The sequence below is a fragment of the Pseudomonas sp. D3-27 genome, from assembly GCF_051132165.1.
GTDB lineage: Bacteria > Pseudomonadota > Gammaproteobacteria > Pseudomonadales > Pseudomonadaceae > Aquipseudomonas.
Window position 1 is genome coordinate 3,253,489 of sequence record NZ_CP071667.1, and the last position, 13,347, is coordinate 3,266,835.

General features: G+C 62.2%; 10 protein-coding genes and 1 pseudogene. 8 read left to right on the forward strand and 3 right to left on the reverse strand.

Annotation, left to right across the window (positions count from 1 at the left end; translation table 11 throughout):
- Positions 1–11 precede the first annotated feature (11 nt).
- Complete coding sequence (locus tag J3P92_RS14625) at positions 12–929, reverse strand: LysR substrate-binding domain-containing protein (protein WP_420763655.1); 918 nt, start codon at positions 927–929, stop codon at positions 12–14.
- 195 nt (positions 930–1,124) lie between these two features.
- On the opposite strand from J3P92_RS14625, the gene J3P92_RS14630 reads away from it, so the two are divergent.
- The 6 genes from J3P92_RS14630 to J3P92_RS14655 all read left to right on the forward strand — a co-directional run bounded on the left by J3P92_RS14630 (position 1,125) and on the right by J3P92_RS14655 (position 8,245).
- Positions 1,125–1,874 (forward strand): SDR family NAD(P)-dependent oxidoreductase, encoded by a 750-nt coding sequence (locus tag J3P92_RS14630; RefSeq protein WP_420763654.1) that lies wholly within the window; start codon positions 1,125–1,127, stop codon positions 1,872–1,874.
- A gap of 99 nt (positions 1,875–1,973) precedes the next feature.
- Positions 1,974–3,272: an MFS transporter gene (locus J3P92_RS14635; RefSeq protein WP_420763653.1), complete on the forward strand. Its 1,299-nt coding sequence runs from the start codon at positions 1,974–1,976 to the stop codon at positions 3,270–3,272.
- 17 nt (positions 3,273–3,289) lie between these two features.
- Entirely contained in the window at positions 3,290–4,138 is an 849-nt protein-coding gene (locus J3P92_RS14640) for a transketolase (protein ID WP_434647861.1), read from the forward strand.
- Entirely contained in the window at positions 4,135–5,157 is a 1,023-nt protein-coding gene (locus J3P92_RS14645) for a transketolase family protein (RefSeq protein WP_434647864.1), read from the forward strand. Before J3P92_RS14640 ends, J3P92_RS14645 begins: the two co-directional genes overlap by 4 nt.
- Before the next feature lie 64 nt (positions 5,158–5,221).
- Entirely contained in the window at positions 5,222–6,163 is a 942-nt protein-coding gene (locus J3P92_RS14650; protein ID WP_434647867.1) for an alpha/beta hydrolase, read from the forward strand.
- Between the two features lie 138 nt (positions 6,164–6,301).
- Positions 6,302–8,245, forward strand: a complete 1,944-nt coding sequence (locus tag J3P92_RS14655) for a sigma-54-dependent Fis family transcriptional regulator (protein WP_434647870.1) — start codon at positions 6,302–6,304, stop codon at positions 8,243–8,245.
- Between the two features lie 55 nt (positions 8,246–8,300).
- Here the strand turns inward: J3P92_RS14655 and aldA are convergent, their stop codons facing one another.
- Both aldA and J3P92_RS14665 read right to left on the reverse strand, forming a co-directional pair.
- Positions 8,301–9,737 carry an aldehyde dehydrogenase gene (aldA, locus tag J3P92_RS14660; protein WP_434647874.1) on the reverse strand — a complete coding sequence of 479 codons (1,437 nt, stop codon included), beginning with the start codon at positions 9,735–9,737 and terminating at the stop codon, positions 8,301–8,303.
- A 41-nt stretch (positions 9,738–9,778) separates the two neighbouring features.
- A complete protein-coding gene (locus tag J3P92_RS14665; protein WP_434647877.1) occupies positions 9,779–11,956 on the reverse strand; it encodes a PQQ-dependent dehydrogenase, methanol/ethanol family in 2,178 nt (725 codons plus the stop codon).
- Between the two features lie 290 nt (positions 11,957–12,246).
- On the opposite strand from J3P92_RS14665, the gene J3P92_RS14670 reads away from it, so the two are divergent.
- Entirely contained in the window at positions 12,247–13,143 is an 897-nt protein-coding gene (locus tag J3P92_RS14670; protein WP_420763646.1) for an alpha/beta fold hydrolase, read from the forward strand.
- A gap of 65 nt (positions 13,144–13,208) precedes the next feature.
- Positions 13,209–13,325, forward strand: a pseudogene (locus J3P92_RS14675) (ACT domain-containing protein); the annotation flags it as partial.
- Positions 13,326–13,347 lie beyond the last annotated feature (22 nt).

The window sequence follows — 13,347 nt, forward strand, 5'->3', positions numbered from 1 at the left end:
TCCCTGACCCGTTAATACGCGAAGCCCTGCCCCAGCTCACTTTCCATCCACTCCAGGAAACGCCGGACGCGGGGGAAGCTCGAATGGGCTTTCGGGAATACCAGGTGGTGGGCAGCCACAGGCGCGCTGAGCGCCTCGGGCGCCACCTCGACCAGGCTGCCGGTCGCCAGATATTTTTGCGCCAGCAATGTGCTTTCCAAGGCGAACCCCAATCCATGACTGGCGGCCTCCAGCGACATGTACGACCGATCGAAACTCAAGGCGTAAGGCTTCTCCGGGCGCGCCAGGCCATGTTGCGCAAACCATTGCGGCCATTTGAGCAAAGTGGCTTCGGACAGCACCAGGTCGCAATTCAATAAATCGGACGCGCTGCGGATCGGACATTGTGCGAGCAGTTTCGGCGAAGCCAATACCGCGAAGGTTTCGTTCTGGACGGTGCGCACTTCATAACTGGGCCAGTTTGCAGTGCCGTGGCGGATGTCCACGTCAATCTTGTCCCGACTGAAATGCAGCGATTCGTAGGAGCACGAAAGGTTGATTTGGATGTCAGGGTTGCAGGCGCGGAACGCTTCCAGCCTCGGCATCAACCACAACAACCCGAAGCTGGGCGCCGAGTGCAGACGCAAACAGTCCAGGCTCACGTCGCTGGCCGCGCGCTCGGTGGCGACGGCCAGGCTGTGGAGGATCCCTGAAACCTCTTTCAGGTATTGCTCTCCCACGGGCGTGAGCGTTACGCCTCGCGCGGCACGCACAAACAACTGCCGGCCAATCATCGCTTCAAGTTTCGCCAATTGATGGCTGACCGCGGAGGGCGTCAGGTCCAGCACTTCCGCGGCCCTGGCGACGTTGCTGAACCGGGCCGCCTGCTCAAAAGCCTGAATGGCTTTCAGCGGTGGGAGAATCAAGGGTGCATCGGCGTCGGTACGCATGGCAGATCACTCGACAATAGCTCTAATGATTGTTGAGCTTCGCCGTGAAACCTTCCAACCGCAAGCAAACGAGCGCTGAATTTTTTTCAGCACTGAATGACTTTTAGGCCATTGCTCAGCCAGGGGACCAAGACGAAGCTAAGTCATCGGTTTTTCCGAATCGACCCAATAAAAACAAATACGAGGTATCTCCCCATGCTTCTCCAAGGCAAAGTCGCGATCATTACTGGCGCCGCATCCGCCCGTGGCATTGGCCGCGCCACCGCTACGACGTTCGCGCAGCACGGCGCCCGCGTCGTGATTCTGGACCTGGACGAATCCGCCGCACGCGATGCCGCCAATGCCCTGGGCGAAGGCCATCTCGGCCTTGCGGCCAACGTCGCCGATGAAGCGCAGGTCCAACGGGCCGTCTCACGGGCCATCGAACATTTCGGCCGCATCGACATTCTCGTCAACAACGCTGGCATCACCCAACCCCTCAAAACCCTCGACATTCGCGGGTCGGACTACGACAAGGTATTGGACGTCAGCCTGCGCGGCACCCTGCTCATGTCGCAGGCGGTGATCCCGCTGATGCGCGAGCAGCAAGGCGGCAGCATCGTCTGCATGTCTTCGGTGTCTGCCCAACGTGGTGGCGGCATCTTTGGTGGGCCGCACTACAGCGCCGCCAAGGCCGGTGTGCTGGGCCTGGCCAAGGCAATGGCCCGGGAATTGGGTCCGGACAAGGTGCGGGTCAATTCCATCGCCCCGGGCCTGATCCACACCGACATCACCGGCGGCCTCATGCAGGATGAGCGTCGCCACGCCATCATCGACGGCATTCCGTTGGGTCGCCTGGGCGAGGCCCAGGACGTCGCGAACGCGGCCCTGTTCCTGGCCAGCGATTTATCCTCGTACCTGACTGGCATCACGTTGGATGTGAACGGCGGAATGCTGATTCACTGATGTATCTGGGCGGGCCAGTGCGGCCCGTGCGGTTCTGGATCGAAGACCCCTGCCGGGCTGTTTGCCTGGCGGTCAATAAAAACAAGAGATCAGGCCATCATGACTACTTTGTCGCTCGAAGCGGTTTCGACCGTGCGCTCCAATGCCTACCGGAAAACGGCCTGGCGGCTGATGCCCTTCCTGATGCTGTGCTATTTGTGCGCCTATCTGGATCGGGTCAACGTCGGCTTTGCCAAGCTGCAGATGATGAACGACCTGGCGCTCAGCGAAACCGTCTACGGACTGGGCGCGGGGATGTTTTTCATCGGCTACTTCCTCTGCGAAGTACCCAGCAACGTCATCCTGCACAAGGTCGGCGCTCGCGTCTGGATCGCGCGAATCATGATCACCTGGGGCATCATTTCCGCGCTGTTCGCCTTCGTTGAGACCGCTTGGCAGTTCTATGCCTTGCGCTTTCTGCTCGGGGTCGCCGAAGCAGGGCTGGCACCGGGTTTGCTGCTGTACCTCACCTACTGGTTCCCGTCCTACCGGCGTGCGCGCATGACCGTGCTCTGGTTTATCGCCATCCCGTTGTCGGGCATGGTGGGCGGCCCGCTGTCGGGCTGGATCATGAACCATTTCGCCGGCGTGCACGGCTGGGCCGGTTGGCAGTGGATGTTCGTGCTCGAGGCCATTCCCACCGTCGTTGTCGGGTTGCTGGTGCTGAGTTACCTCAAGGATGGCGTGCATCAGGCCCATTGGCTGGACGACGAAGAGAAAGCGCTGGTCAGCCGTGAGCTGGCCGAGGACAACCAGCAGAAGGTCACCCATGCCTCGGTGGGCGAGTTCGTCCGGGACCGCCGCCTGTGGCTGTTGGCCGGTATTTACTTCTGCGTGGTCATGGGCCAATACGCCATTACTTTCTGGCTGCCGACGCTGGTGCGCAACGCCGGGGTTTCCAATCCGCTGCACATTGGTTTCCTGACCAGCCTGCCCTACCTTTGCGCGATTGCGGCCATGTTGTTGATCGGCCGCAGCGGCGACAAACACCGCGAGCGGCGCTGGCACCTGATTGCGCCAATGATTGCCGGTGCCATCGGCCTGACGCTCGCCGCGCTGCTGGGAGGCAACATCTTATTGTCCATCCTGAGCCTGTGCCTGGCGGCGTCCGGCATCCTGTCCGCCTCCTCGATGTTCTGGATGCTGCCCACGACCCTGCTCGGCGGGGTGTCCGCCGCCGCAGGCATCGCGGCGGTCAACAGCTTCGCCAACCTCGCCGGCTTCTGCTCGCCCTACCTGATTGGCTGGATCACCACGCAAACCGGCTCCAGCGCCATCGGCATGTACCTGATCACCGGCGTACTGCTGGGCGGCGCCTCGTTGGTGCTGCGCATTCCTGCCGCCCTGGTCAATCGTTAAGTCACCGGAGTTCCACCATGACTCGCTCGCTTTCACCTGCTTCACCCCTGTCCCTGGCCGACCGCGCCCACAACATCCGTCATCACGCGCTGCGAATGGGGCAGGTGCAAGGCCAAGGCTATGTCGGCCAGGCCCTGGGCGCCGCCGACCTGCTGGCGGTCGCGTACTTCCACGCCATGAGCTTTCGACCCCATGACCCTGAATGGGAGCAACGTGACCGCTTCTATCTCTCCATCGGCCACTACGCGATTGCGTTGTACGCGGCATTGATCGAGGCCCAGATCGTTCCGCTCGATGAGTTGGAAACCTACGGCGCGGACGACAGCCGGCTGCCCATGTCGGGCATGGCGGCGTACACGCCGGGCATGGAAATAACCGGAGGCTCCCTCGGCCAAGGGCTGGGCATCGCGGTAGGCGCCTGCCTGGGCCTCAAGCGCAAAGGCTCGTCGGCTTTCGTCTACAACCTGCTATCGGACGGTGAATTGAACGAAGGTTCAACCTGGGAAGCGGTTATGTCCGCTTCGCACTGGAAGCTCGACAACCTGATCGCAATCGTCGACGTCAACAACCAGCAGGCCGATGGATACTCCAGCGAGATCCTCTCGTTCGAGCCGATCGTTGACCGCTGGCAAGCGTTTGGCTGGTTCACCCAGCGCGTCGACGGCAACGACCTGGACGCCTTGGTGACGGCCTTCGATGCCGCGCGCAACCACTCCTCCAGCGTGCCTCGGGTGATCATCTGCGATACACGCATGGGCAAGGGTGTGCCGTTCCTGGAGAACCGCGAAAAGACCCATTTCATCCGCGTCGAAGAACACGAGTGGGACCTGGCGCTGAACAACCTCGAAGAAGGAAGACACTCATGAGCAACGCCGCCAATACATCGAACGCGAAAATCGAGCCGGGCAAAAAACGCCTGACCACTTCGGCGATGATTGCCTCGATCGCGGCCGAGGGCCAAGCGACGAAACCTGCGCCATTCGGCCATGCACTGGCCGCATTGGCGGACCAGCGCCAGGACATCGTCGGGCTGTCCGCCGACCTGTCCAAATACACCGACCTGCACATCTTCGCCAAGGCCCATCCGGACCGTTTCTACCAGATGGGCATGGCTGAGCAATTGCTGATGAGCGCTGCGGCGGGTATGGCCCGGGAAGGTTTCGTGCCGTTTGCCACGACCTATGCGGTGTTCGCTTCCCGTCGGGCCTACGATTTCATCTGCATGGCAATTGCCGAGGAAAACCTCAACGTCAAGATCGTCTGTGGCTTGCCGGGTCTTACCACCGGTTATGGTCCGAGCCACCAGGCCACCGACGACCTGGCGATATTTCGCGCCATGCCCAACCTGATGATTGTCGATCCCTGTGACGCGCTGGAAATCGAACAGGCCGTGCCCGCCATCGCCGCCCACCAAGGCCCGGTCTACATGCGTTTGTTGCGCGGTAACGTACCCTTGGTGCTGGACGAATACGGCTACACGTTCGAGATCGGCAAGGCCAAGACTCTGCGTACCGGCAACGACGTGCTGATCATTTCCACTGGGTTGATGACAATGCGTGCGTTGGAAGCAGCCAAGCAACTGCAGGCAGACGGCGTCGATGTCGCGGTATTGCACATGCCGACCATCAAGCCGCTGGATGAACATACCCTGCTTGCCGAGGCCAGAAAGCCGGGACGATTGGTGGTGACCGCAGAAAACAGCTCCATCATCGGCGGGCTGGGCGAAGCGGTTGCCGGGGTCCTGCTGCGCAACGGGGTGACGCCGACGTTCAGACAAATTGCATTGCCAGACGCCTTCCTCGACGCAGGCGCGCTGCCGACACTGCATGATCGCTACGGCATTTCCACCCAGGCCGTTTGCGCGCAAATCAAAGCCTGGCTTTAACAGCAAAACGCCGGGTATCGGCGACGGGTACCCGGCGGCTCCAAGCAAAGGGGAGCGAAACCTGATGTCTGATGAATGGCTCGATCCCATATTCCGCGGTCTTGTGGCCTCGGGTGCGGAACAATGGTCGGTGGGCACGCTACCCGCCATCCGCGCCCGAGTGCATTCGACCTTCAAACCCGAGCACCGCGCGCGATGCGAAGTGCGGTGGATTCCAGGCACCGATGACGAACGCCTGCGCCTGTGCATCTACCGGCCGGAAGGCCTCGAGCCTGATGCGAACTCGCCGGCGATCCTGTCTATCCATGGCGGTGGCTTCGTACTCGGAAGCCCCGAAATGGCCGATGACTTTCTGGCCGACCTGGCCGACGAGTCAGGTGCGTACATCGTTGCAGTGGATTATCGACTGGCGCCCGAATATCCCTTTCCAGCGCCCCTTGACGACTGTTACACCGCCCTCGCCTGGCTGTTCGAAAACAGCCAGGACCTGGGCCTGGATCCCCGGCGCATTGCGGTCATGGGTCATAGCGCCGGTGGCGGGCTGGCCGCCGCATTGGCCATCATGGCTCGCGACAAAGCGCGGTATCCGATCGTCGGCCAGGTGCTCGTCTATCCCATGCTCGATCACCGCACAGGCTCGACGCAATCACCCTACCCGAGCCGCGACACAGACACATTCAGTTGGCTGCCGGAGCCCAATCAGTTCTGCTGGCAGTGCCTTCGCGGGGGCGCCCCCCTGGACGACGATCGTGTGGGTCTGTTCTCACCGGCGCTGCAACCAGACCTGCGTAACCTGCCACCGACGTTCATTTCGGTCGGTTCTCAAGATTTGTTCCTCGAGGAGGACGTCGATTTTGCAATGAGGCTGATTCGCGCAGGCGTTGCCACCGAACTTTATGTCTATCCCGGCGCGCCCCATATGTTCGACCAGGTGCCAGGGCGCATCGCGGATCAAGCGTCCCGCGACATCGTCCGGGCGCTGAGCGTTTTTCTGAGGATGAGGTGAATCGGATCCGGACCTTCAACCCAACGATGAAAACTTACGCGCCAGCGTCTATGGTAGATACTTGCAACGGCGGCCATCGTCCAATAACAAGATCGCCGTGAAGCCCCTTCGCGGGATTCACGCCTGATGGAGCATTTCATGACCCTGCATAGCGCGCAGCCTATCCCGAGCGAACTGGCAGCCTTCGTCAACGATCATTTTTCCGGACGCGGCCTGAAGCCCGATGGCGTCATCGCCCAGTCCTGGTACCGCAGCGTCGTGGAGCACCGGCTCGACCCTGGCGCGGCGAGCCGCAAGAACATCCTCAGCGCCGAGGACATCCGGCGTCATCAGGAACAGCACCAGCAATATCTTTCCATCGCCAGCCAAGGCGTCAGCGGTCTGGCCCGGCGCGTGGTGCCCGCCGGTTTTGCCGTGCTGCTGAGCGACGAGCGCGGCATTACCCTGGATTCCCGACTGCCCGACCAGCACGACATCTATACGCAGTCCGGGCTGGTGGTGGGTGCGCAGTGGGAGGAATCGGTGGTGGGGACCAATGGCATCGGCACCACGCTGGCAGCCGCGCAGCCGTTGATCATTCATCGGGAGGAGCATTTCCTGGCGTCCAATTTCAGCCTGAGCTGTTCGGTGGCGCCCATTTTCGATGCCCAAGGCCTGTTGCGCGGTTGCCTCAATGCGACCTGCATGAACAGCGCAGGCCCCCGGGAGAGCCAATACCTGACGCTGCAACTGGTGATCATGTATGCGCGTCTGATCGAGAACGCACATTTTCGCCAGAGCTACCGCGACCGCTTGACCTTGTCCCTCAAGCCCCTGGATGAAATCGCCGACCTGGCCAACGAGCAATTGCTGGCACTCGATGAAAACGGCCGCGTCATCGGGGCCAACCGTGCGGCATTTGTCGCCCTGGAGCTGGCTCAGGGGCCGCGGTTGCTGGGCACGCCCATCGATCGCCTGCTTCCCACCACAATGGACGAATTGCTGAAGCTCACCAATGGCGGCGCCCAGGGCGTGCGTTTGCGTGGTCTTCGCGATGAAGCGCTGCTGGAGGTCGGCCTGCGGATTCCATCCCAACAACACCGCTCGCGCCCCATCGCCCGCCCTGCCCTTGACGCTCACCCGGAGCTGCAACAACTTGCCGGCCTCGACCCTCAACTGCAACAGAGCGTGCGGCGGGTGCGCAAGGTGATCGACAAAGGCATCCCTATTTTGATTACCGGCGAAACCGGCACCGGCAAGGAAGCCTTTGCCCGAGCCATCCACCAGGCCAGCCGTCGTCGCTCAGGCCCGTTCGTTGCGCTCAATTGCGCGGCCATCCCAGAGACGCTCATCGAGAGCGAGCTGTTCGGCTATCGCGCCGGCAGTTTTACCGGCGCCAACCGAAAAGGCATGAAGGGCAAGCTGGAACTGGCGAACGGCGGCACGCTGTTTCTCGATGAGATTGGCGACATGCCCGCCCATTTGCAAACCCGCTTGCTGAGGGTACTGGCGGAGCGGGAAATCGCGCCGCTGGGGGCTGAAGTGCCGGTGACGTTGGACGTCCAGGTCATCTCGGCGACTCACCAGGACCTGCCTACGATGATCGGCGAGAAGCGCTTTCGCGAAGATCTGTTCTATCGCCTCGCCGGCATGAACCTGGCGCTGCCCGCCTTGCGCGAACGCAGTGATCGCGCCGCGCTGATCGATCAATTACTCGCGGCTCAGGACCAAACTCGCGGGCTACGGCTGAACGCGGACGCCCGCCAATGCCTGCTCGACTATCAGTGGCCTGGCAATATCCGCCAATTACTCAACGCCCTGCGTTACGCGGTAGCCCTGGCCGAAGACGGGGTCATCGACTTGGACTGCTTGCCCAGCGAAGTGCTGGCGCCACGGCGGCTGTCATTGCTCGACAACACCACACCGTTGTCCGGCAAGCTGGGCGAACAGTTGGGCGACGAAGAGGCCCGCCGCTTGCTGGCGACCTTGCGTCAGCATCGTTGGAACATCAGCGCCGTCGCTACCGAACTGGGCATCTCTCGCTCCACGCTGTACCGCAAGATGAAAAAGCACGGCGTCGTCGCGCCCAACGACCAGTTCTGATACGCCCATGAAAATGCCGGCGCCCTTGCGGGTGCCGGCATTTTTTGTCGTCCGATCAGACCTGGATGTAAACCACATGGGTATGGGTGTATTCATACAAGCCGTGCTTGCCGTCCGCGCCGCCAATACCAGACTTGCGCGCCCCCGCATGGAAGCCCTGCATCGCTTCGAAGTTTTCTCGATTGATGTAGGTCTCACCGAAATCGAGCTCATGGCTGGCGCGCATGGCCGCGCTCAGGCTGCGGGTGTAGATCGATGAAGTCAGGCCGTATTCGCTGTCATTGGCCAGGGCAATGGCTTCGTCCAGGTCGTCGACAATCTGGATCGGCAGTACCGGGCCGAAGATCTCCTGGCGCATGATCGCCATCTCGCCGCCGCACCCGGCCAGCACCGTCGGCTGATAGTGAAAACCCTGGCCCTTGTCGGCCACCGCGCCGCCCGTGACCACTTCGGCCCCCTCTCCCTTCGCGACCGTGACCATTCGCGCAACCTTGTCCAGGGCCGCCTGGTTGATCAGCGGCCCCATGTCCAGATTGTCCTCGACCAGCGGGTCGCCGTAGCGGGTCGCGGCCATCGAGGCGGCAATCTGCTCGATGAACCGATCGGCGACCTTGCGCTCGACGTACACCCGTTCGGCGCAATTGCAGACTTGCCCTGTGTTGATCACCCGCGAAGCCGTGATGGCCTTGACCGCGAGGTCCAGGTCGGCGTCCGCCAGCACGATAGCCGGCGCCTTGCCACCGAGCTCCAGGTTGAGTTTGGTGATGTTTGGCGCTGCCGCCGCCATGATTCGCGAGCCGGTGCCGACGCTGCCGGTGAAGCTGATCAAGTCGATGCCGGCATGACGGGTCAGGTCATGCCCCACGGTCGCCCCCGTGCCGCTGACAACGTTGAACACACCGGCCGGCAGGTCGGTCTCAGCCACCAGGCGAGCAAACTCGAAGCAATTGATAGGGGTTTCTTCGCTGGGCTTGATCACGATGGTATTGCCGGTCACCAGCGCCGGCGCCATTTTGCGAGCAATCAGGAAGAACGGGAAATTCCACGGCAGAATCCCGGCCACTACGCCCAGGGGCTTGCGCAGCAGGAAGATGCTTTCGCCGGCACGGTCGCTGGTCAGCACCTCTCCCTCAAGGCGCCGCGCCCACTCGGCCATGTAGTCCAGGTAATCGGCGGTGAAGTTGACTTCCACCCGCGCCAATCCCAGCACTTTGCCCTGCTCGGCGGTGATGATATGGGCGAGGCGTTCGGCGTTGTCGCGCACTTTCGTGGCGATTTTTCGCAAGTAACCGGCGCGCTCGATGGCCGGACGGGCTGCCCAGCTTTTTTGCGCCTTGCGCGCTGCGGCAATGGCCGCTTCGACTTGCTCGCCACTGGCTTCGGGGACCCGTGCGAGCAAACGGCCGTTGGCCGGGTTGCGCACTTCGATGCTTGGGTCGCTGGGAACAAAAGCGTTGGCGATGAAGTTCTGGTAATCGGTGATCTCGGTCATGTGCTTGCTCTCGCGTCAGGGTCGAAATAATGCGGGGGCGCTCATTTGGCGGTGAAGGTCTTCCAGACCCCGCCTTCTTGCTGCAGGTCGTGGGCGCGCTTGATCAGGTATTGGTGGATCTGCTCCACCTGTTCCGGCGTGAAGGCGTCGGCAAAGGACGGCATGCCGTCCGGCACTCGGCCGCCGTAGAGAATGCCGAGGAACATCTGGTGCTTTTCCGCCGTCAGCTTGCGCAGGTCCGGCAGCACACCGCCGCTGACCGCGTGGATGCCGTGGCACTGAGAACAGTAGCCGTCGTACAGCTTGCCGCCGGCCTCCACTGCCGCCAGGTCGCCGGTCAGGGGTGGCGGTTTCGGGGCGTCGGCGAGCGGCGCCGGCTCGTTGAGTTTCGCGGTGCCGCCCAATTTATAGGTCAACACCTGGGAGAACGGCCGAACCCCGGCGCGTAGGGACAAGGCTCCGGCGAATGTCGAGAAGGCACCGCCCCAACCGGCCATGAACGTCACGTACTGTTCACCGTCCACGCTGTAGGTAATCGGCGCCGCCATCACACCGCTGGCCGCCGGCTGCTCCCAGAGTTTCTTGCCGCTGTCGGCAGCGTAGGCGATCACACGGCCGTCGGCGCTGCCCTCGAACACCAGGTTGCCGGCGGTACTCAAAGTGCCGCCGTTGAAGATCGTCACATAGGGCACTTCCCAGGCCGGTTGCTGCTTGACCGGGTCCCAGGCAATCAGTTTGCCTGACCAGCCCTTGGCCATTTCCAACAGCCCATCGGCGTCCTCCGGCATCATCCCGGTGCGCAGGCCCAGTTGGTACATACTCTTGAACGGGTTGCGCTTCGGCGCCTCGGGGATGTGCTCGTAATAGGCGGACATGATGTGCGCGGGGATATACACAAGCCCGGTGTTCGGGTTGTAGGACATCGGCTGCCAGTCATGGGCGCCCCAGAACGCCGGCGTGACCAGTTTACGTTTGCCGTCCTTCCAGTACGCGGCATTCTCGTCATCGACGATGGGCCGGCCCGTCTTCATGTCCATGCCCTTGGTCCAGCTCTGGGGCACGATGCCCTTGGCGGACAGCAGCTCACCCGTGGCGCGGTCGATCACGTAGAAAAAACCGTTCTTCGGCGCTTGCATCAGCACCTTGCGCGGCTTTCCGTCGATCGGCAGCTCCGCAAGGATCATGTGCTGGGTAGCGGTGTAGTCCCAGGCGTCACCCGGCGTGGTCTGGTAGTGCCAGGCGTATTCCCCCGTATCGGCATTGACCGCGACGATGGACGACAGGAACAGATTGTCGCCCTTGGCCTGGCTCCGCCATTTCGGGTCCCACAACGAACCATTGCCCACGCCGATGTACAGCAGGTTCAGATCCGGGTCGAACGCAAACGAGTCCCAGGCCGTGCCGCCACCGCCTTGGGCCACATAGGCGTCGCCGTGCCAGGTCTTGGCGGCGATTTCCATGGCCTTGTCTTCGGGCGGCAGCTTGGGGTCGCCCGGCACCGTGAAGAAGCGCCAGGCCTGCTTGCCGGTCTCGGCGTCATAGGCGGTGACATAACCGCGTACGCCGAACTCGGCGCCGCCATTGCCGATCACCACTTTGCCGTTGACCACGCGCGGCGCACCGGTGATGGTGTAGCTGCGCGAGTGATCGGCACGGGTGTCCACCGACCACGCCCGCTGGCCGGTCTTGGCGTCGATGGCCTCCAGGCGACCATCGAGCACGCCCACGTAAACCTTGCCCTTCCACACCGCGACGCCCCGGTTGACCGCATCGCAACAGGCCTCGCCGGCGCGGTTGCGGTCGGACTTGGGGTCGTACTTCCAGATCAACCTGCCGTCGCGGGCGTCCAGGGCATAGACCACCGAGAACGGGCCGGTGGTGTACATCACGCCGTCGACCACGATAGGCGTGGCCTCGACACCGCGATCCAGGTCCAGCTTGTAGCTCCAGGCGAGCCCCAACTGGTCGACGTTCTGGTCGCTGATCTTCTTCAACGGGCTGTAGCGTTGTTCGTCGTAGGTGCGACCGGTGCTCATCCAGTTATCGGGCTCCTGGTCGGCGGCGATGATGCGCTTGCCGTCGACATTCGCCGGCATATCCTGGGCCCAGCTCGGAGCAGTATTGAGGGTAAGCGCCAGCACGACATATAGCGCCTTGAGGGGAGCGCGAAGGGGCGCGTTCCGAGAAGCAGTAGGCACGGCGAGGCCAATCTGTGTCATGGGAGGACTCCTGATTCTTATTAGTAGCGAAGCCATTGCGCTGCGCACTCAGGCAGGAGCAACCCCCATGCCACCGTCGGGAAATGCTCTGCAAGCCCCGTTCTACGGGGGCTGCGCTTGGTGTGGCGGATTGCGAAGACGTGCGACAGTTGTCGCATTCACCGTGACAGCTGTGCCAGACGTGCGCCAGGTTGCACACGATTCGTGAAGAAAGCGGTCACACGCTGTGCCTTAGCACCTTGGCGCGAGGGGCCTAGAATAAAAGCCACCATCAGCAGGAGAGCCAAGCGATGTTCGCCTCATTTGAATCGGGCCGATGCCAAGTCAACGGCATTACCGTCAACTACCGCAAAGGTGGGAGCGGCCAAGGTCTGCTCTTGCTCCACGGGCATCCCCAGACCCACGTCATGTGGCACAAAGTCGCCGAACCCCTGGCGGAGCATTTCACCGTGATCGCGGCGGATCTTCGCGGCTACGGTGACAGCGACAAACCGGCAGGCGACGCAGAACACGTCGCCTACTCCAAGCGGCAAATGGCCCTGGACGGGCTCGAGCTCATGCGCGCGCTGGGGTTCGTGAAGTTTGACGTATTGGCGCATGACCGAGGCGCACGCGTGGCCCATCGCATGGCGATGGATCACCCGGATGCAGTGAAGCGCTTGATCACGCTGGACATCGCTCCGACACTGGCGATGTACGAGCAAACCAACGAAGCGTTTGCCCGCGCCTATTGGCACTGGTTTTTCCTGATTCGCCCGGCTCCGTTTCCCGAAACGCTCATCGAGGCCGATCCGGAGCTCTATCTGCGCAGCGTCATGGGCACTCGCAGCGCTGGCATGGCGCCTTTCACTGATTCAGCATTGGCCGAATACCTGCGCTGCCTGTCACTCCCCGGCGCAGCTCATGGTGTTTGTGAAGACTACCGGGCAAGCGCCAGCATCGATCTGGAGCACGACAAGAGCGACCGACAAGCCGGCCGAAAACTCTCAGTGCCATTGTTGGCCTTGTGGGGAGCGGACGGCGTCGTGGGCCGTTGCTTCGATCCGCTGAAGGAATGGCAAAAAGTCGCGACCGATGTGCGAGGGAAAGCGTTACCTTCGGGGCATTACATAGCGGAAGAAGCGCCGAAGCTTTTGCTGGACGAGGTGCTTGGATTTTTGCTCCCTTCGATCCCCCGAGGCCGGTAATTTACAGGCGGCAACCGTTCCTACGACACCTGCGGCAATTCCTGGACACTGGGCCCCAATCCATCATCACCTTGGCCGTGCATTCCGGCCTGGACGCCGTCGGCTTGACCGCAGCCTTCGCAACGGCGTTGGGAAATGCGGGCATCAGTTGCAACGTCATCGCGGCTTACTACCACGACCACTTTCGTGGGGCGGGAAGATGAA

Coding starts and splice junctions, on each gene's coding strand:
- J3P92_RS14635 (WP_420763653.1), top strand. CDS start 1,974: ATGACTACTTTGTCGCTCGAAGCGGTTTCGACCGTGCGCTCCAATGCC.
- J3P92_RS14665 (WP_434647877.1), bottom strand. CDS start 11,956: ATGACACAGATTGGCCTCGCCGTGCCTACTGCTTCTCGGAACGCGCCC.
- J3P92_RS14670 (WP_420763646.1), top strand. CDS start 12,247: ATGTTCGCCTCATTTGAATCGGGCCGATGCCAAGTCAACGGCATTACC.
- J3P92_RS14625 (WP_420763655.1), bottom strand. CDS start 929: ATGCGTACCGACGCCGATGCACCCTTGATTCTCCCACCGCTGAAAGCC.
- J3P92_RS14630 (WP_420763654.1), top strand. CDS start 1,125: ATGCTTCTCCAAGGCAAAGTCGCGATCATTACTGGCGCCGCATCCGCC.
- J3P92_RS14650 (WP_434647867.1), top strand. CDS start 5,222: ATGTCTGATGAATGGCTCGATCCCATATTCCGCGGTCTTGTGGCCTCG.
- J3P92_RS14655 (WP_434647870.1), top strand. CDS start 6,302: ATGACCCTGCATAGCGCGCAGCCTATCCCGAGCGAACTGGCAGCCTTC.
- aldA (WP_434647874.1), bottom strand. CDS start 9,737: ATGACCGAGATCACCGATTACCAGAACTTCATCGCCAACGCTTTTGTT.
- J3P92_RS14645 (WP_434647864.1), top strand. CDS start 4,135: ATGAGCAACGCCGCCAATACATCGAACGCGAAAATCGAGCCGGGCAAA.
- J3P92_RS14640 (WP_434647861.1), top strand. CDS start 3,290: ATGACTCGCTCGCTTTCACCTGCTTCACCCCTGTCCCTGGCCGACCGC.